25 protein-coding genes, 1 tRNA gene and 1 other annotated feature are annotated in these 22,126 nt (G+C 59.7%); of the genes, 9 read left to right on the top strand and 17 right to left on the bottom strand.

The window, feature by feature from the left end; genetic code table 11:
• Window position 1 precedes the first annotated feature (1 nt).
• Entirely contained in the window at window positions 2–649 is a 648-nt protein-coding gene (gene petB / locus NW833_RS05515; RefSeq protein WP_414396519.1) for a cytochrome b6, read from the bottom strand.
• Between the two features lie 220 nt (window positions 650–869).
• On the opposite strand from petB, the gene NW833_RS05510 reads away from it, so the two are divergent.
• The 5 genes from NW833_RS05510 to NW833_RS05490 all read left to right on the top strand — a co-directional run bounded on the left by NW833_RS05510 (window position 870) and on the right by NW833_RS05490 (window position 6,790).
• On the top strand, window positions 870–2,144 hold the full coding sequence (locus NW833_RS05510) for a S41 family peptidase (RefSeq protein WP_414411810.1): 1,275 nt from the start codon (window positions 870–872) through the stop codon (window positions 2,142–2,144).
• Window positions 2,145–2,239: 95 nt separating this feature from the next.
• Entirely contained in the window at window positions 2,240–2,794 is a 555-nt protein-coding gene (locus NW833_RS05505; RefSeq protein ID WP_414409833.1) for a phycobiliprotein lyase, read from the top strand.
• 9 nt (window positions 2,795–2,803) lie between these two features.
• The gene (locus tag NW833_RS05500; protein ID WP_414411809.1) at window positions 2,804–3,325 is read left to right on the top strand and encodes a hypothetical protein; all 522 of its coding nucleotides are present in this window, start codon (window positions 2,804–2,806) and stop codon (window positions 3,323–3,325) included.
• A 105-nt stretch (window positions 3,326–3,430) separates the two neighbouring features.
• Window positions 3,431–4,741 carry a hypothetical protein gene (locus NW833_RS05495; RefSeq protein WP_414411808.1) on the top strand — a complete coding sequence of 437 codons (1,311 nt, stop codon included), beginning with the start codon at window positions 3,431–3,433 and terminating at the stop codon, window positions 4,739–4,741.
• A 27-nt stretch (window positions 4,742–4,768) separates the two neighbouring features.
• The gene (locus NW833_RS05490) at window positions 4,769–6,790 is read left to right on the top strand and encodes a hydantoinase/oxoprolinase family protein (protein ID WP_414411807.1); all 2,022 of its coding nucleotides are present in this window, start codon (window positions 4,769–4,771) and stop codon (window positions 6,788–6,790) included.
• A 4-nt stretch (window positions 6,791–6,794) separates the two neighbouring features.
• Here the strand turns inward: NW833_RS05490 and NW833_RS05485 are convergent.
• Window positions 6,795–6,867: transfer RNA gene (locus NW833_RS05485), tRNA-His, on the bottom strand.
• Between the two features lie 66 nt (window positions 6,868–6,933).
• Here NW833_RS05485 and NW833_RS05480 point away from each other — a divergent pair.
• Window positions 6,934–7,713, top strand: a complete 780-nt coding sequence (locus tag NW833_RS05480) for a photosystem II S4 domain protein (RefSeq protein WP_414411806.1) — start codon at window positions 6,934–6,936, stop codon at window positions 7,711–7,713.
• On the opposite strand, the gene NW833_RS05475 is transcribed toward NW833_RS05480, so the two are convergent.
• The 13 genes from NW833_RS05475 to NW833_RS05415 all read right to left on the bottom strand — a co-directional run bounded on the left by NW833_RS05475 (window position 7,710) and on the right by NW833_RS05415 (window position 15,765).
• The gene (locus tag NW833_RS05475; RefSeq protein WP_414411805.1) at window positions 7,710–8,204 is read right to left on the bottom strand and encodes a YceD family protein; all 495 of its coding nucleotides are present in this window, start codon (window positions 8,202–8,204) and stop codon (window positions 7,710–7,712) included. The genes NW833_RS05480 and NW833_RS05475 overlap by 4 nt on opposite strands.
• Before the next feature lie 37 nt (window positions 8,205–8,241).
• The gene (locus tag NW833_RS05470; RefSeq protein WP_414411804.1) at window positions 8,242–8,877 is read right to left on the bottom strand and encodes a protein jag; all 636 of its coding nucleotides are present in this window, start codon (window positions 8,875–8,877) and stop codon (window positions 8,242–8,244) included.
• Window positions 8,878–8,953: 76 nt separating this feature from the next.
• Window positions 8,954–10,120 carry a membrane protein insertase YidC gene (yidC, locus tag NW833_RS05465; RefSeq protein ID WP_414411803.1) on the bottom strand — a complete coding sequence of 389 codons (1,167 nt, stop codon included), beginning with the start codon at window positions 10,118–10,120 and terminating at the stop codon, window positions 8,954–8,956.
• Between the two features lie 229 nt (window positions 10,121–10,349).
• Window positions 10,350–10,763, bottom strand: coding sequence for a 50S ribosomal protein L7/L12 (gene rplL / locus NW833_RS05460; protein WP_414409825.1), 414 nt, complete (start codon window positions 10,761–10,763; stop codon window positions 10,350–10,352).
• A 71-nt stretch (window positions 10,764–10,834) separates the two neighbouring features.
• On the bottom strand, window positions 10,835–11,398 hold the full coding sequence (rplJ, locus tag NW833_RS05455; protein ID WP_414396493.1) for a 50S ribosomal protein L10: 564 nt from the start codon (window positions 11,396–11,398) through the stop codon (window positions 10,835–10,837).
• 35 nt (window positions 11,399–11,433) lie between these two features.
• Window positions 11,434–11,578, bottom strand: a sequence feature (ribosomal protein L10 leader region).
• Between the two features lie 70 nt (window positions 11,579–11,648).
• Window positions 11,649–12,359 carry a 50S ribosomal protein L1 gene (rplA, locus tag NW833_RS05450; RefSeq protein WP_414396491.1) on the bottom strand — a complete coding sequence of 237 codons (711 nt, stop codon included), beginning with the start codon at window positions 12,357–12,359 and terminating at the stop codon, window positions 11,649–11,651.
• 70 nt (window positions 12,360–12,429) lie between these two features.
• Window positions 12,430–12,855: a 50S ribosomal protein L11 gene (gene rplK / locus NW833_RS05445; protein ID WP_414396490.1), complete on the bottom strand. Its 426-nt coding sequence runs from the start codon at window positions 12,853–12,855 to the stop codon at window positions 12,430–12,432.
• Between the two features lie 9 nt (window positions 12,856–12,864).
• A complete protein-coding gene (gene nusG, locus NW833_RS05440) occupies window positions 12,865–13,536 on the bottom strand; it encodes a transcription termination/antitermination protein NusG (protein ID WP_414405870.1) in 672 nt (223 codons plus the stop codon).
• A 32-nt stretch (window positions 13,537–13,568) separates the two neighbouring features.
• Window positions 13,569–13,841, bottom strand: coding sequence for a preprotein translocase subunit SecE (gene secE / locus NW833_RS05435; RefSeq protein WP_414396486.1), 273 nt, complete (start codon window positions 13,839–13,841; stop codon window positions 13,569–13,571).
• A gap of 104 nt (window positions 13,842–13,945) precedes the next feature.
• Window positions 13,946–14,296 (bottom strand): hypothetical protein, encoded by a 351-nt coding sequence (locus NW833_RS05430; protein ID WP_414411802.1) that lies wholly within the window; start codon window positions 14,294–14,296, stop codon window positions 13,946–13,948.
• Window positions 14,256–15,044, bottom strand: a complete 789-nt coding sequence (trmD, locus tag NW833_RS05425; RefSeq protein WP_414396481.1) for a tRNA (guanosine(37)-N1)-methyltransferase TrmD — start codon at window positions 15,042–15,044, stop codon at window positions 14,256–14,258. The genes NW833_RS05430 and trmD overlap by 41 nt, the downstream gene beginning before the upstream one ends.
• Before the next feature lie 11 nt (window positions 15,045–15,055).
• Window positions 15,056–15,460 (bottom strand): hypothetical protein, encoded by a 405-nt coding sequence (locus NW833_RS05420; RefSeq protein ID WP_414405873.1) that lies wholly within the window; start codon window positions 15,458–15,460, stop codon window positions 15,056–15,058.
• 119 nt (window positions 15,461–15,579) lie between these two features.
• Window positions 15,580–15,765: a hypothetical protein gene (locus NW833_RS05415; RefSeq protein WP_414411801.1), complete on the bottom strand. Its 186-nt coding sequence runs from the start codon at window positions 15,763–15,765 to the stop codon at window positions 15,580–15,582.
• Between the two features lie 91 nt (window positions 15,766–15,856).
• On the opposite strand from NW833_RS05415, the gene NW833_RS05410 reads away from it, so the two are divergent.
• From NW833_RS05410 to NW833_RS05400, 3 genes are all read left to right on the top strand, one after another.
• On the top strand, window positions 15,857–16,996 hold the full coding sequence (locus NW833_RS05410) for a 5-(carboxyamino)imidazole ribonucleotide synthase (protein WP_414411800.1): 1,140 nt from the start codon (window positions 15,857–15,859) through the stop codon (window positions 16,994–16,996).
• 149 nt (window positions 16,997–17,145) lie between these two features.
• Window positions 17,146–17,643 carry a ribosomal protein S18-alanine N-acetyltransferase gene (rimI, locus tag NW833_RS05405; protein ID WP_414411835.1) on the top strand — a complete coding sequence of 166 codons (498 nt, stop codon included), beginning with the start codon at window positions 17,146–17,148 and terminating at the stop codon, window positions 17,641–17,643.
• Between the two features lie 232 nt (window positions 17,644–17,875).
• Window positions 17,876–19,462: a mechanosensitive ion channel gene (locus NW833_RS05400; protein WP_414396471.1), complete on the top strand. Its 1,587-nt coding sequence runs from the start codon at window positions 17,876–17,878 to the stop codon at window positions 19,460–19,462.
• 79 nt (window positions 19,463–19,541) lie between these two features.
• Here the strand turns inward: NW833_RS05400 and cydB are convergent, their stop codons facing one another.
• Window positions 19,542–20,591, bottom strand: coding sequence for a cytochrome d ubiquinol oxidase subunit II (gene cydB / locus NW833_RS05395; RefSeq protein ID WP_414396468.1), 1,050 nt, complete (start codon window positions 20,589–20,591; stop codon window positions 19,542–19,544).
• 80 nt (window positions 20,592–20,671) lie between these two features.
• On the bottom strand, window positions 20,672–22,105 hold the full coding sequence (locus NW833_RS05390) for a cytochrome ubiquinol oxidase subunit I (protein ID WP_414411799.1): 1,434 nt from the start codon (window positions 22,103–22,105) through the stop codon (window positions 20,672–20,674).
• Between the last annotated feature and the right edge of the window lie 21 nt (window positions 22,106–22,126).

Below are 22,126 nucleotides of genomic sequence, written 5' to 3'. Positions count from 1 at the left end.
CTCACAAGGGTCCAGAAATGCCCTGGCGGCGGATCATCAAAAAGTGCATGGTCATGAAGACCGCCGTCAGCCAAGGCAGGACAAAGGTGTGCAAGCTGTAGAAACGAGTGAGGGTAGCTTGGCCAACAGCCTCGCCACCGCGGATAAGCTGAACCAGGGCATCACCCACCACTGGGATAGCGCTGGGCACTCCCGAGACGATCTTGACTGCCCAGTAGCCCACCTGATCCCAGGGCAGAGAGTAGCCCGTAACCCCGAAAGAAACCGTCAGCACCGCCAAGATCACGCCAGTTACCCAGGTCAGCTCGCGGGGCTTTTTGAACCCACCGGTCAGGTAAACCCGGAAGGTGTGCAGAATCATCATCAACACCATCATGGAGGCGCTCCAGCGGTGGATGGAGCGCAGCAGCCAGCCGAAGTTGACCTGGGTCATGATGTAGTTGACCGACTCAAAGGCCTCGGCCACCGTCGGACGGTAGTAGAACGTCATGGCAAAGCCGGTGGCAAACTGAATGAGAAAGCACACCAGCGTGATGCCGCCAAGGCAATAGAAGATGTTAACGTGCGGCGGGATGAATTTTCCGGTTGCGTCGTCGACGAAGGGCGTAATCTCTAGCCGCTCGTCTAGCCAATCGTAAACTTTGCCCATGGTACCTTTCTTTCCAATTTCTCGGTATCTCCCCGGCGGGAGAAAGTCACTCCACGGTGGAGGACAGCCCCACCTCAACCAGCACTGTAACACAATTTGTTAACGACTTCCTTAAGTTAGGCTCAGCTCGGGGGCAGGAATCCGCATTCTCGCTGGCAAAACAGGTTTCGATATTGCGTCTTGTTCATATTCCTTAACTTTTCTTAGCGTCTTGCCGTCTATGGTTGCGCCAAAGCCAAAGAAGAAAGAGTGGGGGATCCGCTGGGTTCTCCGCATTCTGCTGCTGGGGTGCCTGCTCTGGGCAAGTTTAGGCACTGATGCCTACCAAGCTCAGGCCAGCCGCTGGGGAGAAGAGCAGCAACTGCTGGCCCAGGCTTGGGCCTATGTGGATCGGGCCTACGTGGATCCGGGGTTTAACGGACAAAACTGGTGGCAGGTGCGGCAGCGTTTTCTGGCGCGGCCCTTGAAGAATCGTCAGGAAACCTATCGGGCCATTGAAGAGATGTTGGCCACCCTGGGGGATCCCTACACCCGCTTTTTGGATCGGGAGCACTACCTCAGTCTGCAGACCTCTACTGCCGGCGAGCTGAGCGGTGTTGGCCTGCAGATTGCCATCGACGAGCAGGGGGCAGTGCGGGTTATTGCTCCCATGGAGGGCACCCCTGCCGAGCGGGCCGGGATCCAGCCCCAGGACGAGATCTTGGCAGTGGATCAGGTGCCAGTGGCGGGGCTGAGCTTGGACGAGGTGGCAGAGCGCATGCGCGGCCCTAGCGGTACAACCGTTAGCCTGCGGCTAAGGCGGCAGGGGCGCATCTGGGAGGTGGAGCTGGTGCGGCAGTCAATCCTCATTAACCCGGTGCGCACGGCTTTCTTTGAGCTGCCCCAGGGATTGGTGGCCTACATCCGCCTCAGCCAGTTCAACGGCAATGCAGCCACTCAAGTGCGCCAGGCTATCCAGGCGGCAGAAGCCCGAGGGGTGCGGGGCTACCTCCTGGATCTGCGCAACAACCCCGGAGGACTGCTGCAGGCGGCCATTGAGATTGCCCGCTTTTGGATCCCCAAAGGCAACATCGTGCTGGTGAAGGATCGCCACGGCATTCTAGAAGGCATTCCTGCCACTGGCGAAATTCTCACCCAGGCGCCGCTAGTGGTTTTGGTCAATCAAGGCAGTGCCAGCGCTAGCGAAGTCTTGGCGGGGGCATTGCAGGACAGCGGGCGGGCGCAACTGGTGGGAACGCGCACCTTCGGCAAGGGGCTGATCCAATCCCTGATGGAGCTGGCAGATGGCTCAGGGCTGGCCGTGACGACTGCCAAATACCTCACCCCCAACGGCCGCGACATTCACCGCCAAGGGATCCAGCCCGATGTGGTGGTGGGCGAGGGCCCCGTTCCCCTAACGGCAGAAACCCTGGGCGGCCCTGAGGATCGCCAGTTGCAGCGGGCTTTGGAACTGCTGGGGGCGACTTTGTCCGTGGCCCAGGGGATCCCCACCTGAGGCATCTGCTGCAGGGATTGGGGTGCCTGTTTGTCTTCGATTCGGTTTAGGATCGGGCTTGGTGTCAACTCAGCCCTGCTCTCGAGCCCTTTGGCATGAACGCCCTCCAACAGTTTCACCACTTCTTTAACTGCTGTATTGGCGCCTGGCACACCGAGCGCACCTATCACTACCTGGATCGAGGGGAGGTGGAGCGCTCGCGCACCGAGTTCACCATTCGCACCCTCACCCCTGAGCTCAAGGAGAAGGTCCTGGCCGACAACAACTACCCCAACCACGGCGTCGACGGCTTCCTGGGCTTTCACCTTGCCTTTGAGACTGTCTCCGAAAAGGGGGAGGAGGTCGGGCAAGAGCTAAACATGTTGTTTGTGCCCCGGCGAGAGGGCCCCCGCGGGCTGGAAGGCGACTACCTGCGCGATCGCGCCTATGAGGAAGAGCGGCCCATGGTGGCCGACTTCCGCTTTGATCCGGGATCCCTGCAACTGGTGATGACCACCACCTACACCCACGTTGTTTCCGTAGATACCATCACCCTGCTCAACCCCCGCCTGCGCCTGCGGCAGATCCTCAACTACCGGCGCCCACCTCAAGGCCAGCCGCTGCAGGAGGTACTCCTGGTGGGGTTTGGGGTGGAACAAAAGCTGACCTAGGGAGGCTGCGTGGACTCCGAGTCGATCCCGGCCCCAGACTTGCCCTTGCCCCAATACCTGGCCCGAATTCAAGCCAGCTTTGAGCGGGGACAATACCGGCAAGCTTTGGAGGAGGCCAAACAGGCCCAAGGTCGCTATCCCCAGGCAGGCCAGCTGCGGCTCTGGCAAGCCCTAGCCCAGGAGGCGCTTGGAGAAACCGAGGAGGCCGTCCGCCTAGTGCAGAGCTTGCTATATAGTCCAGATCCCGAGCTTGCCCAACAGGCGCGCTATGTGTTGAGCATCTGGCAGGCTCCCCGTCTACGCCGCCCAGCGGAGTGGTCGATCCAAATCCCCGATCTCAGCCACCTGGAAGAGGCCAAGCCCAAAAGCCGACTTCTAGTCGATGAACGCCCTCGCCCGCGGGGATCTCGGCCCACGTCCCCCGCTCCCCTCCCTTCCCAGGCCGCTCCCTTGGTGAATACCCAACGGCTGAATTGGGTGTTGATTGGAATCCTCTCGGCCTTGCTGGCAACCCTGGCCTGGCTGCCCTAGCTCAGCGGCTGCCAAGAGGGAATCCTCTCGCCGATGCCCAGCACAGGAGAGATACTGGAAACAGGGAGCTGGCGGGTTAACAGCAGGCAGAAGCGGGGGTTGACGGTGGCAGCACAGACTTTGGTTATGGAGGCAGTAGAGCGGTTAGGCCTGCGGGTTACGCTGGGAGACATCGCCTCCGCCACAGGCCTGGCCTTAGAGGAGGCCAAGCAAGAGTTGCTGCAGTTGGCCCAAAAGGCAGGGGGGCATCTTCAGGTTTCGCGGCAGGGAGAGATCGCCTACGTTTTCCCGCCCGACTTTCGCAGCATTCTCCAGCGCAAGGAGCAACAGGACCGGCTGGCAGCCCTGCGGCGCCGGCTTTGGGGAGGGTTTCTCTACGGCCTGCGCATTTCCTTTGGCATCCTGCTGGTAGTGTCAATTGTCCTCATTACTCTGGCCCTGATGGCTCTGCAGAGCAGTAGGAGCAGCCGTGAGGAGGATAGCCGCAGCCGCTCGGGAGGGGTGGGGCTCTTCTACGTTCCCGACCTGTGGGTAGGCAACCCCTTCTGGGGTCCCTACGAGAGCTATTCCGGTCAGGCGCAACCCCGACAGGAAAAGGCGGAGATGAACTTTCTCGAGGCGGTCTACAGCTTCCTGTTTGGCGACGGGGATCCCAATGCCAACCTGGAAGAAGAACGCTATGCCCTCATCGGCCAGCTCATCCGTGCCAATGGGGGAGTCATTGCCGCCGAGCAGGTGTTGCCCTACCTGGATGTGGAGCCGGGATCCCCCGCCCTGGAGTACGAAGACTACATGCTGCCCATTTTGCTCAAGTTTGACGGCCAGCCGGAGGTAAGCGAGGAGGGAGATATCGTCTATCGCTTTCCAGAGCTGCAGGTAACGGCCGCCGAAGGCCCACGGCAGCGGTTTCCCGAGGTGTTGCAAGAAAAACCTTGGGTGTTTAGCCGCGCCACCCCTGGGCAGCTGGCCCTAGCCGCCGGCTTGGGTGTGCTCAATTTCTTCTTGGCGGCCATTCTCTATGGGGCGCGGGAGGAGGTGGCCGCTGCCGCTAGGAGCAATGCCTTTTTGGCGTTTATCTACCCGCTGATTGGATTCCTCTTCCTCTACGGCACGCTGTTTTTGGCCGTGCCCACGGTGCGTTGGTTGACCTTGCAATTCCGCAACCAGGGAGTGGAGCGCCGCAATCGCATTCGGCGGTTTTGGCAAGAGCAACTGCAGCGTCCCTCGGAGGTGCTGCGGCGCAAGCTTGACTTTGCCCGCCGCTTCCGCCGCCAGGAGGTGGTGCAGGAAGCGGACACCATCTACTCTACTGACCGGGATCTCATCGAGCAGCGGGACTACCGCTTGGACGAGCCGGCTTTCCGTCAGCTTGTGCAGAAGGAGGAACAGCCCCTGGAAGCCGAGTCAAAGAGCTAGGGAGGGGTTAGCCTGCGCCCACGAGTCATGTCCACTGTCGGCAGCCAACGAGGGATCCCGACCCGCCTGGGGATCGATGTGGGAGGCACTTTTACTGATCTAGTGCTGCTGCAGGAGGGTCAGATCCGGACGGCCAAGGTCCTCTCCACCCCTAGCCCGGAAGAGGGGGTCTTCGCTGCCTTGGACAAGCTGGGCCCAGTTGAGGTGGACGTGTTCTGCCACGGCATGACCGTGGCCACCAACGCTCTCCTGGAGCGCAAGGGATCCCCCACTCTCTTTTTGACCACGGCGGGCTTTCGGGATGTGCTGGCCATTGGCCGCCAAAACCGTCCTTCCCTTTACGACCTCACTCAGCCCAAGCCGGAGCCGGTGGTGCCCCGCCACCACTGCCTGGAGGTGAAGGAGCGCTGCAGCGCCAGTGGCGTGGTCGAGCCGCTAACTGAGGAGGAGATCCAGCGCGTAGTCCGGGAAGTGGGGGAGCGGGTACAGCGGGATGGGATCCGCGCCGTGGGAGTGGGGTTTTTGTTTTCTTTCCTCTACCCAGAGCATGAGCAGCGCTTGGGGGCGGCTTTGCGACAGGCCTTTCCCAGCTTGCATGTTTCCCTCTCCTGCGAGGTGGCGCCAGAGTTTCGGGAATACGAGCGCTTCAGCACCACAGCCATTGATGCCTACCTCAGCCCAGCGCTGGCGGGCTACCTCCACCGCTTGGCCCAGGGGTGCCGGCAGCGAGGGATCCCCGAACCCCTGATCATGCAATCCTCCGGCGGCGTCACTTCCCTTGCCCAGGCAGCAGCCCACGCCTCGGTGGCGCTGCTTTCGGGGCCGGCGGGCGGCGTTTACGGAGCGGCCTACCTGGGCCAGCTGAGTGGCTACTCCCATTTGCTTAGCCTGGACATGGGAGGGACCAGCACCGATGTGGCCCTCATTCAAGACGGCATCCCCCAGGTTACCCCGTCAGCGGTAGTGTGCGGCCTGCCGGTGCAGCAGCCCCAGATCGACATCCACACGGTCAGTGCTGGGGGCGGATCCCTGGCCTCCCTGCTACCCGGGGGCGGGCTGCAGGTGGGGCCGGAAAGTGCCGGCTCCAACCCTGGGCCGGCCTGCTACGGTCGGGGGGGAACGGCTCCCACGGTAACCGATGCCAACCTCTGGCTGGGCTACCTGCCGGATGGGGGCTGGCTGGGGGATGCCGTTTGCCTACGGCGAGACTTGGCTGGCCAGGCCCTCAGAACGCTCGCGGAGCCCTTGGGCTTGAGTTTGGAGGAGACGGCCGTTGGCATTCGCACCCTAGCCAATGTGGCCATGGCACGGGCTTTGCGGGTCATCAGCGTGGAGCGAGGCTTGGATCCCGCCCATTTTGCCCTGCTGGCCTTTGGCGGAGCTGGGCCCATGCATGCCTGTGCTCTAGCAGAAGAGCTGGGGATCCGCCGCATCTTGATCCCGGCCTTTGCCGGTGTCCTCTCGGCGCTGGGCATGGCTTTGGCCGATCTGCGGCGGGACTACCGGCGGGCCGTCCTGCAGCCGCTGCGGCAGCTAGAGGGGGAGGGGGGAGGATCCCTTCTGGCTCAGTGGGCTGAGCCCCTCATCCGCCAGGCACAAGCCGACCTGCAAGAGCCGGAGCTCTCCTTGAGTCTGGATCTGCGCTACCGCGGCCAGTCCTTCGAGCTGGAGATCCCAGCCCAGTTATCGGATCCGGTTTCCCTCCTCGAGCAGCGGTTTCACCAAGCCCACCGCCAGCGCTACGGCTGGCAGGATCCTGACCAAGAGGTGGAGGTGATCCAGTTGCGCCTACGGGCGGTGCAGGCCTTGCCTCGTGTCCCTCTGCAGGCCCCCCCACCCTTGCCGGGGGATCCCCTCCAGGGGAAACGAGAGGCCTGGTTTGGGGGCCGGATGCGCCCGGTGCCCGTCTACAATCGGCGGCACATGGGGGTGGGGTTTCAACTGTGCGGGCCGGCGATTGTGGAGATGCCGGAGGCTACCGTGGTGATTGAAGCCGGTTGGACCGGCAGCATCGACGCCGTAGGCACGCTGGTCTTAAGCTGCGAGTAGAGAGGGCGGACGATGGGATTCGAACCCACGAGTGGAGGAACCACAATCCTCTGCCTTAACCACTTGGCTACGCCCGCCAGGACCCTAATCCAGCTTAGCATGTAGCAAGCGGAACAGAACCGCAAGGGTTGAAGCGCCCCACCATGTTGCCCAGAGCCGAACTACTGAAAGGAGCGGAGTATCGAGAAACCTTGGCGCGCATCCTAGACCTAGGAGAGCAGGCCCTGAAAACTTGGCAGGTGGTCTACAGCGATTTTCTCTCGCCGCCGGAGATTGCCGCCGTCCAAAGCCGATTGAACAAGCTAGCCGAACTGCAGGTGGTGGCCTGGGGAGGCTATGCCCAGGCAGAGCGCCAGCGCTTGGCCCTGGCTCGCCCCGAGCTTGGTGTGGAGGCAGCAGGGATCCCGCTAGCGGCTATTGAAATTCAGGGGAACTTTCTCTTCGACCCAGCTACTCACGGCGACTTTTTAGAAGCCCTTTTGGCAACAGGAATTGCCGGCGAAAAGGTAGGAGACATTCTCGCAGTTGGAGAAGCAGGTGCGCAGGCTATCGTGGTACCTGAACTGGTGGACTATCTCAGCCTCAACCTGAAGCAAGTGCGCAGTGTGCCAGTCAAGGTTAGCTCCATCCCTCTCAACCAATTAAAGGTGCAGCCGCCGCGGGTAAAGTCCATTACCAGTGTGGAAGCCTCTTTGCGCTTGGACGCAGTGGCTTCAGCCGGATTCGGCATCTCCCGCAGCAAAATGGTGGAAGAGATCCAGCGGGGAGAAGTACGAGTCAACTGGAAGCCAGTTACCCAAGCCAGCTACCTCCTTAGCCCTCAGGATTGGATTGCTATCCGCGGCCGGGGTCGGCTGCAAATTGAAGAGGTGGTTGAGACGAAAAAAGGCCGCTTCCGGATCCAAATGAAGCGGTATTTCTAGGAGATCTCTTTGAGAAGAGCTGCCAGGGGCGCCCAGCGGGGATCCCCTGCCGGCGCAGCCGATTCCACCACAATACCTAGGCAATCGGGGCGACAGGGCAACTGGGTGGGCATCTCCAAATGCAGGTACTGGCGCATCAAGTCCTCCACATCCAGCTCACCGTTGGGGGGCAAGCTTTCCAGCAGATCCTCTTCCTCCTTCAGTTCCAGCTCCAGGGGTGGAGGGCCAGAGTTGGGCTCGCGAATGAGAATGATCTCCTCAACATCTAGCTCCAGCCGGTGGTTAAACTGCTGCAAGCAGCGGTGACAAGTGAGAGTCACGATGGTGCGGGCCTGGGCCCTTACCTCAACAAAGTGTCCTCGGTGGCTGACCCGCAGGAATCCCTCCACCGGTGTCAGGCTCTCAAAGCCAGCGAAAAACTGCCGAAACCGTACCTCCTGGGTTGGGCCAGGCAGCTGCCGCAGCTCGGATAGACGAATTGGCTTCAGCATAGCCCTATTTTCCTCGAGAGATCCCTTAGCTGCGCCCTCACTTACCCCGGCGTGGGGCCCGGCGGATGACCAAGCGGCGATCCGGCTCTTTACCTCGGCTAAAGGTTTCTAGGTCAGCATAGGCAGGGTCTTTGAGGAGCGTGTGGATTTGCCGCCGGTCGGCAGCCGAAAGGTGCTCGGGAAACTCGTACTCCCGACCACTTGCTCTTACTTTCTCCACCGCCGTAGCCACCAAAGCCTTCAACTCCTGCAAGCGGCGCTCCCGATAGCCGTCTAGGTCCAAGATATAGGGTTGTTGCTGGTCTTCTGGCTGGTTGAGGTTGAGAAGGGTGTTGGCCAGATATTGCAAAGCATCCAGCACTACTGGGGTACGCTCTTCGTCAACTTTAGTCTCCTTGGGGACGGGCCCTGGGGGCACTTTGGAAAGCAGGACTTGCTTTTGCGCAGGCGTGAGAGAACTGGCCTCAATTTCAATCACCTCGCCCACTACCCGCACTGCTGCCGGTATCCCCATGGCCGATAGCACCTGCTGCAACCACTCTCTAGCCCGTTCTCGCTGCTCGGCGGGAGAAAGCTTAGCTTGGAAAGGAGCAGCGGTCTCTTCAAACTGCGGGTGGGATTTCTTAGCGGCGGCTCCCCTTGGGGAACCTGTAGAAGACTCAGGGTGGCTCATCCCAACAGCTTCCAACTGCTGAAAGACTATCAACCAGTTAACTGCAAGCCCACCCACCCAGCGGCCAGAGGACTGCTTAGGGCTCAAAGGGCAAAGATTCCCGAGCTCCCCCAGCGGCTTTGGGTTTTACTGCTCGGTCTACCTCCTTACTGACCTGGGCAGCACGGCGACGTTCCTCTTCCACCAACTGCTGCAGGCTCTCTGGCAAAGGCTCTCGCGAGAGCAAGAAGGTCTGCAGCGTCTGGAAAATGCTGGAGACGAGGATATAGAGCAAAACCCCAGCCGGCAAGGGGAAAAATAGAAACATCGCCGAAAACAGCACCGGGGTAATGCGGGCCATCGAGCTCTGGCTGGGATCCTCCTGGCCGGTATTGGTCAGGGCCTGGTTGAGGTAGATGGAAAGGCCAAAGAGGGCGACCATGGCGATGATATCCCAGTGGACGGTTCCATCGGGGTCAAAAGCGCCAACGCGGCCCAGCTTATCAATAAACAGAAAGCCAGTATCTGAGGCCAAGCCTGGAATCGAGACCTGCAGCGCTACCTCCCCCGGCTGCAGGGCCAGCAAGGTGCCATCGGGCTGGAGCTGGACCCGCTCCTCTCCCTTGACGATCTTCAAAGTTGGCTGCAACAGCTTGGGGTCTCCCCCCGCTTCTGTTACCAGTTGCTCGAAGGGTTTGCCCCCTGGCCCTTGCAGCATCCACTGCACCTGCTCCCCTACGGCAACCTTGGTACCCTTAGGCACCACCAGCACCACCGACTTGTGGACTGAGTCGGCGACGAAGATGTTCTTGCTGGAGCTGACGTAGGGAGTGGGTACCACCTCAGCCGCCACCTCTGCTGGCAAGATCTGCAGGTTGACGTCGTAGGTTACCGCCGCAAAAGGGGATCCCCGCAGCGTGGCAAAGAGCGCAAACAGCACTGGCATTTGAATAAGCAGCGGCAGGCACCCCCCAAGCGGGTTAACCCCTAGTTCGCTGTAGAGTTTGGCCTGGGCCTCGCGCAGCTTTTGCGGGTCGTCGCGGTACCTCTCCTGGATCTCTCGCATCCGCCGCTGCATCACCGGGCTAATGACTTTCATGCGCCGCATGTTGCGGATAGACCCGGCATTGAGGGGGTAGAGGGCAAAGCGGATCACCAATGTCAGAAAGATGATGGCCAGACCATAGCTGTGCACGATCCCGTAGAAAAAATCCAGGATCGGCAGCATGACATTGTTGGAGAGAAATCCGACTCCGAAGTCCATGGGGGGTGGTGGCAAACGTCCGTAACCCATTGTAATGGTTTCCGACCTCCTGACGAGGGCTCTTTCCCCATCCGGCGATGAGCGCTGGTCGAAGTTGCAGCCCCCGCGAGCCCCCCGGCAACCCGTTTTGAGGGGTAGAAACCAGCAAAAAAGAGGGGCAAACCGCCCCTCCCCTCTTTTGCAGCTTCGGCAGAGAGCAGGGAAAAAAACGCCTCTTCCCCACCTCCGACTACTTGATCTTAACCGTGGCGCCGGCCTCTTCCAGCTTTTTCTTGATCTCGTTGGCCTCCTCCTTGGAGACCCCTTCCTTAACTGCTTTGGGGGCAGCTTCCACGAGATCCTTGGCATCCTTTAGGCCTAAGCCGGTTAGCTCGCGCACCACCTTAAGAACGGCAATCTTCTTGTCGGCAGGAACAGCCTCGAGAATGACATCAAAAGCCGTTTGCTCCTCTACCGGCTCAGCTGGCGCTGCTGGTGCCGGTGCCGCTGCTGCCGCCACGGGAGCAGCCATGACCATGCCGCCTACCGGTGCAGCTGCGCTGACGCCAAAGGTCTCTTCAATGGCTTTCACCAGCTCGGCAGCTTCCAACAAAGTCAAGGTCTTCAGCTCTTCCAGGATGCTTTGAACACGCTCTGAAGCCATGGTTGTGTCTCCTTAGGTAACAAGAAGTAGCAGGGTGCAATTGAGCCGTTGGCCCATCGAAGCGGCTGCCTTCAGGCCGCCTCCTTGTCGGCAATGGCTCGCACAGCCCGCGCCAGCGAGGCCGGGATCTCGTGGATGCCGCGGGCCACCTGGCTAGGCACAGCATTGAGCCCAACCGCCAGTCGGGTGGCTACTAGCTTAAGGCTGCCTGCCACTTGGGCCAGGAGCACCTCCTTAGGCGGCAGGTCAGCAATGGCCTTGGCCTGATCCAAGGTCAGAGACAGCCCCTCAGCGGCAGCACCGCGAAACTCAGTCTTCTTGGTTTGCCGGGCAAAGTCTTGATACGCCTTCAGGGCCGCCGCGATATTGCCCCGGATCAGGATAAAAGCCGTTGGCCCGGACAAGAAAGGCAGGATCCCTGCCCAAGCCTTAAGGTCAGCAACGGCCCGCCGCATCAGGGTATTTTTAACCACCATACAGACGGCGTCTGCTTTGCGCAGCTCCGCCCGCAGCTGGTTCATCTCAGCAACGGTTAGACCTTTGTAGTCGATGACCAGCACCATTTGGCTAGCTTGCAACAGGGATCGAACCTCATCGACCACCTCTGCTTTCTTTGCTAAGGATTGCTTGCCCACGCGCTCACCTCCTCGATTGTCCGTAACTTGGTTGCCACTGCAAAAGGAATGCGCCCCAGCCTCCGCCGAGACGCATTTGGGCAAGCATAAGCTTCGGGAATTTTTCCCACTCTACCCAAGCCTCGGCAGGAGATTAAGCCACTTGGCGCCTGCTGTCTTCGGCTCTCTATTTCAACTGTGGAAAGGTTTCCCGTTTGGCTCCCTCCCTGGCCAAAATTTGCCCTAGTCAACTTACCTTATTACGCCAGACCTAGGCAACCAACTTTAACTCCCGCAGGGCATTAACGTCAACTTCAATAGAAGGACCCATCGTAGCACAAATATGCATAGTTCGCCAGTACTTGCCCTTTGCCCCAGGGGGACGGTTGCGGTCAATCGACTCCTGCACCGCCTTTAGGTTTTCCAGCAGCGCCTCAACCGGAAACTGACACTTGCCGAAGATTAAATGGACAATGCCAGTTTTGTCCGCCCGGTACTCCAGCTTGCCAGCCTTGAACTCCTTAATGGCCTGGGCCAGATCCATGGTAACCGTTCCCCCCTTAGGAGAAGGCATCAGGCCGCGCGGCCCCAACAGGCGCCCCAGCTTGGCCACCTGGGGCATCACATCGGGAGTGGCAATCAGCAGGTCGAAATCGATCACGCCCTTGCTGATTTCCTCGATGAGATCCTCAAACCCCACTCGGTCAGCCCCAGCATTCTGGGCTTCCACCACCTTTTCGCCGCGGGCAATTACCGCTACTCGAATTTCTTGCCCGGTGCCGCGTGGCAAAACCACCGTAGAGCGCAGCTGCTGGTCAGCATATTTGGGATCGATCCCGAGGCGAATGTGAACCTCAGCCGCCTCGTCAAATTTAGCAGTGGCTGTCTCCTTCATGAGGGCAATGGCTTCAGCGGGGGGATAGGGGATGGGCTTGATCTTCTCCCGCAAAGCCTGCATGCGTTTGGACAGTTTTCGAGCCATAACTTCTCCTCGGGGTTCTGGCGAGAACTTCTCTCCCCCAAAACGACAAACAAGCTGGGCTAGCGGAGCCCTAGTCAACTATCGTTACTCCCATGCTCCGGGCAGTGCCGGCAATGATTCTCATCGCCGCCTCCACATCGTTGGTATTCAAATCTGGCAGCTTCTGCTCGGCAATCTGGCGCAGTTGTGCGCGGGTCAGGGATCCCACCTTGACTTTGTGGGGCTCGCTGGAGCCTGACTCAATGCCAAGGGCTTTCTTGATCAGCACCGAGGCTGGCGGCGTCTTAAGGACAAAGGTGAAGCTGCGATCGTCGTAGATGGAGATCTCGACCGGCACCACCATGCCCGCCTGATCCGCCGTTCTGGCATTGTACTCCTTGCAAAAGGCCATGATGTTGACCCCATGCTGACCCAAGGCGGGGCCAATGGGGGGGGCGGGGGTGGCTTTGCCCGCCTGGATGGCCAGCTTGACTACTGCCACCAGTTTCTTAGCCATGCGACGCAGTTACACCTCTTTTCGCACTTGACCAAGCTCTAATTCTACTGGAGTATCCCGCCCAAAAATTGAGATCAAAGCCTTGAGCTTGCCCCGTTCTGGGCTGACATCCACCACCTCGCCGTAGAACCCCTGGAAGGGGCCAGACAGCACCTCAATGCGATCCCCAGGGGCCAGGTTAATCTTGAGGGGCACCGCCTCCACCTCAGCGGTGCTGAAGATGCGCTGAACTTCGCTGGGACTGAGGGGCCGCGGTGTCACATGCCCCCGACCGCGACCATAGGGCCGTCTCTGTTCCGTGCCAACGAAGTTGATGACATTGGGAGTGGTTTTCACCACCCGCCACGTGTCGTCGTTGAGATCCATGCGCACCAGCACATAGCCGGGGAAAATCTTTTCCTCTTGCTCCTGGCGCTTGCCGGATCGATCCAGCTTGAAGCCCACCCGCTTTGGGATCACCACTTCGACGATTTGATCGGCCACATCCAGGGCTGCTGCCCGCTGCAGGAGAGTGCTTTTAACTTTGTTTTCGCAGCCAGCAGCCACCTGGACAGCGTACCAGCGCAAGTTGCGCTGGCTTTGACCTTCCCCTTCTTCCGCAGTCGTTTCTGTTTCCGCAGCTTCTAGGGGCTCAACGTAGTCTCTGCGGCGTCTCCGCCGCTGCTCTAACCCTGGGCTCATACTTCACCTCCTCTCCCCTCCCCTGCCTAAAGCTACGAGAACAGTTGAGTGGCTACCCAGCCAAATAGCTGGTCAACCAGGTAAATAAATGAGGCGAAGGCCAGCACTATTAGCAAAACGCCAATGGATTCGCTAACCAATTGTCGACGGCTTGGCCAGGCAATTTTGGCCAGTTCGGCCCGCGTCTCTTGGAGGAAGCCCGAGATCCCCTTGGACTCGGTGGAACTGTCCTTGGAGTGACCCCGCCTAGCGGGATCCAGGTGCTGCTCCCTATCGGTTTTGCTGGAGGGGGTACTCTTAACCACGGCAGTATCTCCTAGGGGATCCCGAAAACCTGGCGCTATTGCTTAGCGCCCACAAGAATAGCCTTGCGATCCTAACACAGGTTAGGTTGAGGAGGGGAGCTAAGTTAGCGAGTAAGAGGGGTTTTGGATCTCCCTGCTCCCGGCGAAAACAGCAAGGGGCGACGGCGGGATTGGTTAAACTGCTCCACTGCGGCATCGATGGCCGCCCGGCTGTCCCAGCGGGAGATAGCTCTCTGCCGGGAGAGGAGTTCAGCAGCCCGGAAGAGATCACTCATATCAAGGCTGGAGCCGTTGAACAGCGGGGTTCTGCCGTCGCGATAAATGGCCTCGTTGCCACTTCCAGTTTGGGCTAGAGCAAGCCCAGAACTGGTCAGGATCCCCACCAGCAGCAGCCCCAGAATCCTAGCCCCATGGTCAGCAAGGTTGAGAAGGGAGTTGAGACAGTTCACGCGCATCTTGTTTCTCCACCTCAGTGCGCTGCTCGGCCAGGCCTTCGGCCAACAACTGTTGTTCTTCGGGGGTGAGGGGACGTTTGGCCAGCAGATCCGGCCGTCGTTGCCAGGTGCGCACCAACTGCTGCTGCAGACGCCATCGGGCAATGGCCTCGTGGTTACCTGAAAGGAGCACCTGCGGCACCTTGTACCCCAGAAACTCGGCTGGGCGGGTGTACTGAGGATAGTCGAGCAGACCCTCCTCAAAGCTCTCCTTCTTCAGAGAGTCTACCTTACCAACCGTGCCAGGCAAGAGACGGATCACGCCGTAGATCAAGGCCAGTGCCGGGATCTCCCCCCCTGTTAACACAAAATCCCCCAGCGACACCTCGCGAGTGGCTAGATACTGGCAGATCCGCTCGTCAAAACCTTCGTACTGGCCGCAGAGCAGGATGAGCTGGGCCTTTTGGGCCAGCTCCCGCAGCAGGGCTTGGTTTAGGGGTTGTCCCTGGGGCGTGAGCAAGATGATCTCGCGGGGATCCAGGCAAGGCAGGGAGGCGACAGCAGCAAAAAAGGGCTCTGGCTTGAGCACCATGCCTACCCCGCCCCCATAGGGCTCATCGTCGACCCGGCGGTGCTTATCGGCGGCAAAGTCGCGCGGGTTGGTGAGATGAACCTCAGCAATCCCTTGCCGTAGGGCTTTGCCCACCAAGCCAATGCGCAAGGGCGATTCAAAAAACTCTGGGAAAAGGGTAACAACGTCAAACCGCACGGGCGTTGGGATCAAGCAGAAAGGCCAGCATCCGAGCAGGGTTCCGTGCGCAACCGCTCTAGCTCCAGGCGCAAGGACTCAATCTGGTGGATCAGCTCCATCAGTTCGCCCATTTCTTCTTTGGAGATGGTGGCGGTTGGGGAGCCGCTCTGGGGGGCCGGTGTTTGGCTCTCTACGGCTGGGCCAGGAGCCTTGGTGGCTTCATGGCGGAGGCTTTTAAGGTAGCGAACAGCCTCTTGCTCAATCTGCTCTCCTTTTTGCTCCAGCTCTGCAGCCAGCGCCGCCCAGTCGCCAGAAAGACGGCCGAAACTTTCGGCGCGCTTCTGGGGATCCTCCAGGAGCTCCACCAGGGCAGTGGCTGTGCCGTAAAAGAAGTGACGTGCCCGCGTAAACCAGTCTGAGGAGCGAGAACTCATGGCGGCAGCATGCTAGATAGAGCCAGGGGATCTCCAGTCTATCCCAGCCCTTTGGAGCTGCGCTGACAACTGCTTGCTTCCAAGCTGCCACTTACTTTTGGGCAAGACTAGAAAAGGAATCAATCCACGGCGCGAATCTCGCCGCTGTTGAGGCTCTCCACAATCATGTCCAGCAGTTCGTGTTCTTCCGGTGAGACCTGGGAATCGGCGGTAACTGCCTGGAGGATTTCTTGTTGCTCGGCGCGGGTGAGGATCTTGTCCTGCAAAGCCCGGTCGATGAGTTCTTTTAGCTTGGATGACTCCACAGTGCTTTTCCTTGCCCTAGAGGTAGGGGCCAAGGGCGGTAGACTAGACGGTGCTTCTCCTCTCAGTATAGAAGTGAAGTCCCAAACCCAGATGCAGCCCGTAGGGGTAATCGGCGGGGGGCAGTTGGCGCAGATGTTGGCTTTGGCGGCCCGCTCCCTGGGGATTCCGCTGATGGTGCAGGCGGCTGCCCCCACCGATCCGGCAGTGGCGGTGGCCGATGGGGTAGTTTGGGGCGCTGTAACCGACACCCAGGCTACAGCCCAGCTATTGCAGCGCTGCCCGGTGGTAACTTTTGAAAACGAGTTCATCCTGCTGCCGGAGCTAAAAAGGCTGGATCCGGAAGAATCCCGCTTTTGCCCTCGCCTTAGCACCCTGGAGCCATTGCTAGACAAGTTGCGCCAGCGGCAGTTTCTGGCAGAGCTGGGGTTGCCGGTGCCGTCTTTTTGGCCGGCAGAGACGGCAGATCTATCTAGCCTGAGCTTTCCCTTGGTGCTCAAGCGGCGGCGGCAGGGCTACGACGGAAAGGGCACCCGCATCTTGCCCGACCGCGCGGCTTTGCAACAGACCCTTGCCGAGTACAGGGGGATCCCGCTGCTTGTGGAAGAGTGGATCCCCTTTGAGCGGGAGCTGGCGGTGATGGTGGCGCGGGGGCTGACGGGGGAGATCCGGGTCTACCCCGTAGTGGAGACTGTTCAGGTTAACCAAATCTGTCGCCACGTCCTCGTGCCTGCCCGCATCCCCCCAACGGTCGAGGCCGAGATCCGGGACTTGGCAGTTAAGGTGATGGAAAAGCTAGAAGCGGTAGGGGTGTTCGGCATCGAGTTGTTCTGGGTGCCGCCGCCTCATCCCAAGGCTGGGATCTGGATCAACGAGATCTCGCCGCGGGTTCACAACTCCGGCCACTACACCCTGGAAGCCTGCTACACCTCGCAGTTTGAGCAACATCTGCGGGCCATCCTTGGCCTTCCCTTGGGGGATCCCTCCCTCAAGTGTGGGGGGGCGGTGATGGTCAACCTCTTGGGCTACGAGCACTCCACCAGCGACTATGCCGAGAAGCGGCAGCGCCTGGCGGAGATCCCCAATGCCACCGTGCATTGGTACCACAAGACCCCCGCCCGCCCCGGGCGCAAGCTGGGCCATGTTACCGTCTGTCTGCCCACTGCCCCTTCGCCGCAGCAGGCAGCGGCCCTTGTCCACACCCTCGAATCCCTCTGGTATCCGCAGTCATGAGCCAAGCGCCCACCTTTTCTCCAGCCCTCCAAGCCCTGAGGCGGCCATGCAGCGGTAGCCCAGTATCTTGACCCCCAGGAGCGCTCCGCGGTGTTGAGAGGGATCGGCTGCAAGCTCCAGCTCTTTGGGCAGTTGTGGCTGGCTGAGTTCTGCAAAGGGCGAGACTAAGCTCCATGGGCTACCGGCTGCAGGTGCTTGACATTGCCGCCCTGCCCCAGTTGCTAGAGCTGGATCGCCGCTGTTATGGCGGGCACTGGGGAGAACAGGGCTACCGGGCCGAGCTGGAACGACCCACCAGCCTGGTGATTGGGGCTGTGGCAGAACCTGCAGGCGCTTGCGGATCCCTGCTTTCCTCGCCAGGGACGCTGGTGGGCTTTGGCATCCTCTGGCGCATCGAAGAAGAAGCCCACATCATCTCGTTGGCGGTGGATCCTACCCATCGGCGGCGTGGTTTGGGTCGAAGGATCCTGGAGGAGCTGTTGAGCCAAGCCAGGGCAGCAGGCTGTCGCTGGGCCACGTTGGAGGTGAGGGCTTCTAACCAGGCCGCCATCCGCCTCTATGAATCGGCAGGGTTTCAATTGCTGGGACGCCGCAAGGGCTATTACAACGGAGAGGATGGGCTGGTGTATTGGAAAAAACCAATTTAAGTGAGGAGAAGCAAAGGGTTCTAAAGCAAAAGTTTTCCTCTATACACCTGAACCTTGAACTTTTGCCCTGGAGCTTTGGTTAACCATCGGCATCCTGGGAATGGATGTAAAGCTTTGTTGCAAGACTCAGCGTTTCTGCTTGACGCTTGAGGCTTTCTCCCAAGCCAGCTTGCCCAAAGAAGGGCTTCAGGCTAACCTACTCTTTTGAACATCTCATGCTGTGAGGGTAATCATGGAAACCCCTGCAAACGACCTTCGCAATGAAGCCGTCTCTTTTGTTGTCAACCTTCGGGCTAGAGTCATTGATTTCGTGCCCAATCTACTGGCGGCGCTTGTCATTCTAGTTCTGGGTTGGATCGTGGCCACGGCGGTGGCTTTCGGCGTTCGGGGGCTGCTCAAACGGACGCAGCTTGGTAACCGCTTGGCCACCTGGATTATGGGCCAAAGGCCCGGCGAGAGGCCGCCGCAAACTGAGCGCTGGGTGGCTGCTGCTGTTTACTGGATTATCCTGGCTTTTGTGGTGGTAGCGGTGCTGAATGCTCTCCAGCTTCAGGCTGTCTCCGATCCGCTCAACAAGTTTTTGGGAGAGATTTTCGCCTATCTGCCGCGGCTGGGCGGGGCGCTGGTGCTGCTAGGGGTGGGCTGGGCGGTGGCCACCGTTGCCCGGCTGGCAGTTATCCAAGGGCTGCGGCGCTTTAACTTGGATGAGCGGCTGGCTCAACCCCTCCAACCGGAGGCGGCTGCGGAAGGAACTGCTGCCAAGCCGGAGGGAGGCGCTGAGGTCGCCCCCTTTCTCTTGAATGAAGCTCTGGGCGACGCCCTCTACTGGTTGATCTTCTTGTTCTTTCTACCGCTTATCCTGGACACGCTGAACCTGCGGGGGCCGCTGCAGCCAGTGCAAAACCTGCTGGATCAAATCCTGTCGATGGTACCCCGCATTTTGGGAGCGCTCATCATCGGTGTGGTGGGCTGGTTTCTAGCTCGCATCGTGCGTGGGATCGTTTCCAATTTGTTGGTGGCAGCGGGAGCTAACCGCTTGGGGGCACGCTTTGGCATTCCCCAGCTGGCCCAAACGGTGGGCACAGTGGCCTACGTCTTGGTGTTGATCCCGGCAGTGATTGCCGCCCTCAAGGCCCTGGAAATCCGGGCCATCTCCGATCCAGCGGTGGCGATGCTGGAGCAGGTGTTGCGGGCCATCCCCCGGATTGCAGGATCTGCTCTCATCCTGGCCGTGTTCTACTGGCTGGGGCAGTTTTTGGCTGGCTTGGTGACCCAGTTGCTGCAGGCAATCGGTTTCGACCGCTTGGCTGCCGGCCTTGGTTTGCCCTCGGCCCCTGCTCCTGAAGCTCCCGCCGCCGAAGGGGATCCCTCAACCTTGGTGAAGCGGCGCACTCCCTCTGAGATTGCTGGCTTGGTGGTCTGGGTGGGCGTGGTCTTGCTCGGGGCAGTGCCAGCCGTGGAGCTGCTGCAGTTTGCTGCTTTGACCGACATCGTGGAGGGGCTGTTGGTCATTTCCGGGCGGGTGCTCATCGGCGCTTTGGTGTTTGGGATCGGTCTTTACCTGGCGAATTGGGCCCATTCCATGGTTAAGAGTCTCGGCAACCCCTCCTCAGGAGTGCTGGCGCAGGCGGCGCGGGTGGCCATTTTGGTTCTGGTTGGCGCCATGGCCTTGCAGCAGATGGGCGTAGCCACCGATATTGTGGTGCTGGCCTTTGGCCTGGTGCTGGGCGCCATTGCCGTGGCTGTGGCTTTGGCTTTTGGCTTGGGAAGTCGCGACGTGGCTGCCGAGCAGATCCGGCAGTGGCTCAAGCGGGAGTGAGAGCCTCGCTGGGTGAGCCTCTAATAAAATTGCCCCGCCTGGCATATGGGCGGGGTTATTCCTTCGACTCTGGGCCAACCTAAACTGGCTCTGGAACTTTGGCCTCTTCTGCCGCTGTTTCTTGCACTACAATCTTGCCCCGGAACACCACGTAGTTGTAGATGTTGTAGGACAAGATCACCGGGATCAAAAAGCCAATAAAGGTGAGCATAAACACCAGCGAACTGGGAGAGGCTGCCGCCTCGTAGATGGTGACGCTGGGAGGAATGATGTTGGGGAAAATCATGAACCCCAAGCCGATAAAAGAAAGGGCAAAAATGAGGAAGGTGTAAACCAAAGGGCTATTTTCTTCTCGGCGGCGCAAGCTGCGCAGCAACAGAGCCACCAACAAAAGCCCCAAAAGGGGGATTGCAGCAAAGATATAGAAAAGAGGCGGCGAGAAAAGCTGGGAGCGCGCCTGCTCCGACATAATGGGGGTGCTGATGGTAATAAACACTGCCCCCAGCAAAGTTGTCCACGTGGCGATGGTGGCTGTCCTGTAATAGGTTTTCTGGATTTCCCCCGTGGTTTTCACAATCAAGTAAGCAGAGCCGATCAAAACATACCCCTGGATCAGGGTAAGAGCCACCAGCACCGTGCGCCAGGTCAGCCAGTCCCAGGGGCTGCCGGCAAAGTGGCCGGCTTCGTCCACCCGGATCCCTTCGAAGACGCTGCCCAAGGCAAACCCCTGGCCCAAGGCTGCCAAAAAGCTGCCCACCCCGAAGGCGAGGTTCCAGACCAGCTTGTTGTTGGCGTTCTCCCGAAACTCGAAAGAGACAGCCCGCAAGATCAGGCCCACCACCATGATCACCAGCGGAATGTAGAGGGCATTGAGGATGGTGGCGTAGGCGAGGGGAAAGGCTCCAAATAGGGATCCCCCCATGAGTACCAGCCACGTCTCGTTGGCATCCCAAACATTGCCCAAGCTGGTCATGAGAATGCTGCGGCGCGTCTCGCTGGAAGCCGTCAGGGAAAGGATGCCAACCCCCAAGTCAAATCCATCGAGCAGAACATAGAGAAAGAGGAATAGACCGAGGATAAAAAACCAGACTTGAGGCAGAAACTGCTGCAAAGGCTCGAAAGATTCCATGGTCCTTCCCTCCGCTTTAGGTATTCCTAGCCAGGCCAGTTCGAGACAGTTCCAACTGCGATGTCGCCTGGGCAGCGGCGCTACCGAGCTTCCGCCGGACGGCGATCCGGCTCGTGGCGAGCAGGCTCGATCACGATCACCGGCTGGGTTGCTGGAACGGGGGCAGCCAGCTCCAGGTTAGGCCCTTTGCGGATGATGCGGCTGCCGAAGTAAAGAGCGGCCACGAAAAACACGGTGTACAAAGCAGTTAGGCCGACCAAGGAAAACAGCACCTCTCCGGGGGGCAGCGGGGAAGCCGCTTCTGCGGTGCGCAGTTGCCCGTACACAATCCAGGGCTGCCGGCCAACACAGCGGACAATCCAGCCAGCCTCGACGGCAATGTAGCCCAAGGGGCCGGCAAAGACCCAAGCCCACATCAGCCACTTTTGCTGAGGAAGGGCCTCCGCCGACAGTTTGCCCCTCAACCACTGGATCAAGGTAGCCCCCACGAGCCCGGCCATAAAGAAGCCAATGGCCACCATCGTCCTAAAGGAGTAGTAGATGAGGCCAATCATGTGAGGGCGATTTTGGGGATCCCAAGCTTTCAGGCCCTGCACCGGTCGATCCAGCCTGGGCTTGAACTCGAGCAGGTAGCCCAGCGCGCCGGGGATCTTCACCTCCCAGTCGTTGCGCTCCTCACGCTCATTGGGCAAGGCAAACAGGCTCCAGTCCGCCCTCTCGCCGGCGGGGAGCGTCTCCCACTGGGCCTCCATAGCCGCCAGCTTGGCCGGTTGATAGCGATACACTTGCTCCGCGCTCAAGTGGCCAATAAACACCTGCAGAGGGGCCACCACCAGCGCCATCACTAGGGCCACTTTGAAGGAGCGGGAAAAAAACTCGCTGTGCCGCCGCTTGAGAATGTACCAGGCGCTGATGCCACCGATGACAAACAAAGAGGTTTCCAAAGTGGCAAAAAACATGTGCAGAAAGCTATTGACCATGAAGGGATTGAAAATGGCCTGCAGGTAGTCACGTACCACGAACTTCCCATCGACAAATACCCCCCCTGCCGGCGTCTGCAGCCAGGAGTTGGCCGTCAGGATCCAAAAGGTGGAGAGGTTGGCACCGAAGGCCACTAAGATTGTCGAGATCCAGTGAATTACTGGCGGCACCCGCTCCCAGCCAAACAGCATGATCCCCAGGAAGCTGGCCTCCAGCATAAAGGCCATCGTGCCCTCAAATCCTAGGATGGTTCCAAAGAAGTCGCCCACCGCCTCAGAAAAAGGGGCCCAGTTCATGCCAAACTGAAAGGCCATCGGCAAGCCTGAGGCCACGCCAAGGCCAAAGTTTAACACATAGATCTTTGACCAGAAGCGAGCGTGGCGATAGTAATCTAGATTGCGAGTTTTCAGCCAAAGTCCCTCAATTACAACAAGATAGATGGACATTCCTGTTGTTAAAACCGGCCATAGCATATGAAACATGGCCGTGAGGGCAAACTGTAGTCGAGAAAGGGTGACGGTGTCTAGAAACATAATTGTCCCTAAGCTTGGAGG

The sequence above is a fragment of the Synechococcus sp. O70.1 genome, assembly GCF_047462215.1.
In the GTDB taxonomy this organism is placed as follows: domain Bacteria; phylum Cyanobacteriota; class Cyanobacteriia; order Thermostichales; family Thermostichaceae; genus Thermostichus.
The sequence above is the reverse complement of the archived record's forward strand: the minus strand, read 5'-3'. Positions and strand labels throughout refer to the sequence as shown.

What these genes read in the sequence shown, in the direction of transcription:
- petB (WP_414396519.1), bottom strand. Translation starts at nt 649, where the DNA reads ATGGGCAAAGTTTACGATTGGCTAGACGAGCGGCTAGAGATTACGCCC.
- NW833_RS05510 (WP_414411810.1), top strand. Translation starts at nt 870, where the DNA reads ATGGTTGCGCCAAAGCCAAAGAAGAAAGAGTGGGGGATCCGCTGGGTT.
- NW833_RS05505 (WP_414409833.1), top strand. Translation starts at nt 2,240, where the DNA reads ATGAACGCCCTCCAACAGTTTCACCACTTCTTTAACTGCTGTATTGGC.
- NW833_RS05490 (WP_414411807.1), top strand. Translation starts at nt 4,769, where the DNA reads ATGTCCACTGTCGGCAGCCAACGAGGGATCCCGACCCGCCTGGGGATC.
- NW833_RS05480 (WP_414411806.1), top strand. Translation starts at nt 6,934, where the DNA reads ATGTTGCCCAGAGCCGAACTACTGAAAGGAGCGGAGTATCGAGAAACC.
- NW833_RS05475 (WP_414411805.1), bottom strand. Translation starts at nt 8,204, where the DNA reads ATGCTGAAGCCAATTCGTCTATCCGAGCTGCGGCAGCTGCCTGGCCCA.
- NW833_RS05470 (WP_414411804.1), bottom strand. Translation starts at nt 8,877, where the DNA reads ATGAGCCACCCTGAGTCTTCTACAGGTTCCCCAAGGGGAGCCGCCGCT.
- yidC (WP_414411803.1), bottom strand. Translation starts at nt 10,120, where the DNA reads ATGGACTTCGGAGTCGGATTTCTCTCCAACAATGTCATGCTGCCGATC.
- rplL (WP_414409825.1), bottom strand. Translation starts at nt 10,763, where the DNA reads ATGGCTTCAGAGCGTGTTCAAAGCATCCTGGAAGAGCTGAAGACCTTG.
- rplA (WP_414396491.1), bottom strand. Translation starts at nt 12,359, where the DNA reads ATGGCTCGAAAACTGTCCAAACGCATGCAGGCTTTGCGGGAGAAGATC.
- rplK (WP_414396490.1), bottom strand. Translation starts at nt 12,855, where the DNA reads ATGGCTAAGAAACTGGTGGCAGTAGTCAAGCTGGCCATCCAGGCGGGC.
- nusG (WP_414405870.1), bottom strand. Translation starts at nt 13,536, where the DNA reads ATGAGCCCAGGGTTAGAGCAGCGGCGGAGACGCCGCAGAGACTACGTT.
- NW833_RS05430 (WP_414411802.1), bottom strand. Translation starts at nt 14,296, where the DNA reads ATGCGCGTGAACTGTCTCAACTCCCTTCTCAACCTTGCTGACCATGGG.
- NW833_RS05420 (WP_414405873.1), bottom strand. Translation starts at nt 15,460, where the DNA reads ATGAGTTCTCGCTCCTCAGACTGGTTTACGCGGGCACGTCACTTCTTT.
- NW833_RS05410 (WP_414411800.1), top strand. Translation starts at nt 15,857, where the DNA reads ATGCAGCCCGTAGGGGTAATCGGCGGGGGGCAGTTGGCGCAGATGTTG.
- NW833_RS05400 (WP_414396471.1), top strand. Translation starts at nt 17,876, where the DNA reads ATGGAAACCCCTGCAAACGACCTTCGCAATGAAGCCGTCTCTTTTGTT.
- cydB (WP_414396468.1), bottom strand. Translation starts at nt 20,591, where the DNA reads ATGGAATCTTTCGAGCCTTTGCAGCAGTTTCTGCCTCAAGTCTGGTTT.
- NW833_RS05390 (WP_414411799.1), bottom strand. Translation starts at nt 22,105, where the DNA reads ATGTTTCTAGACACCGTCACCCTTTCTCGACTACAGTTTGCCCTCACG.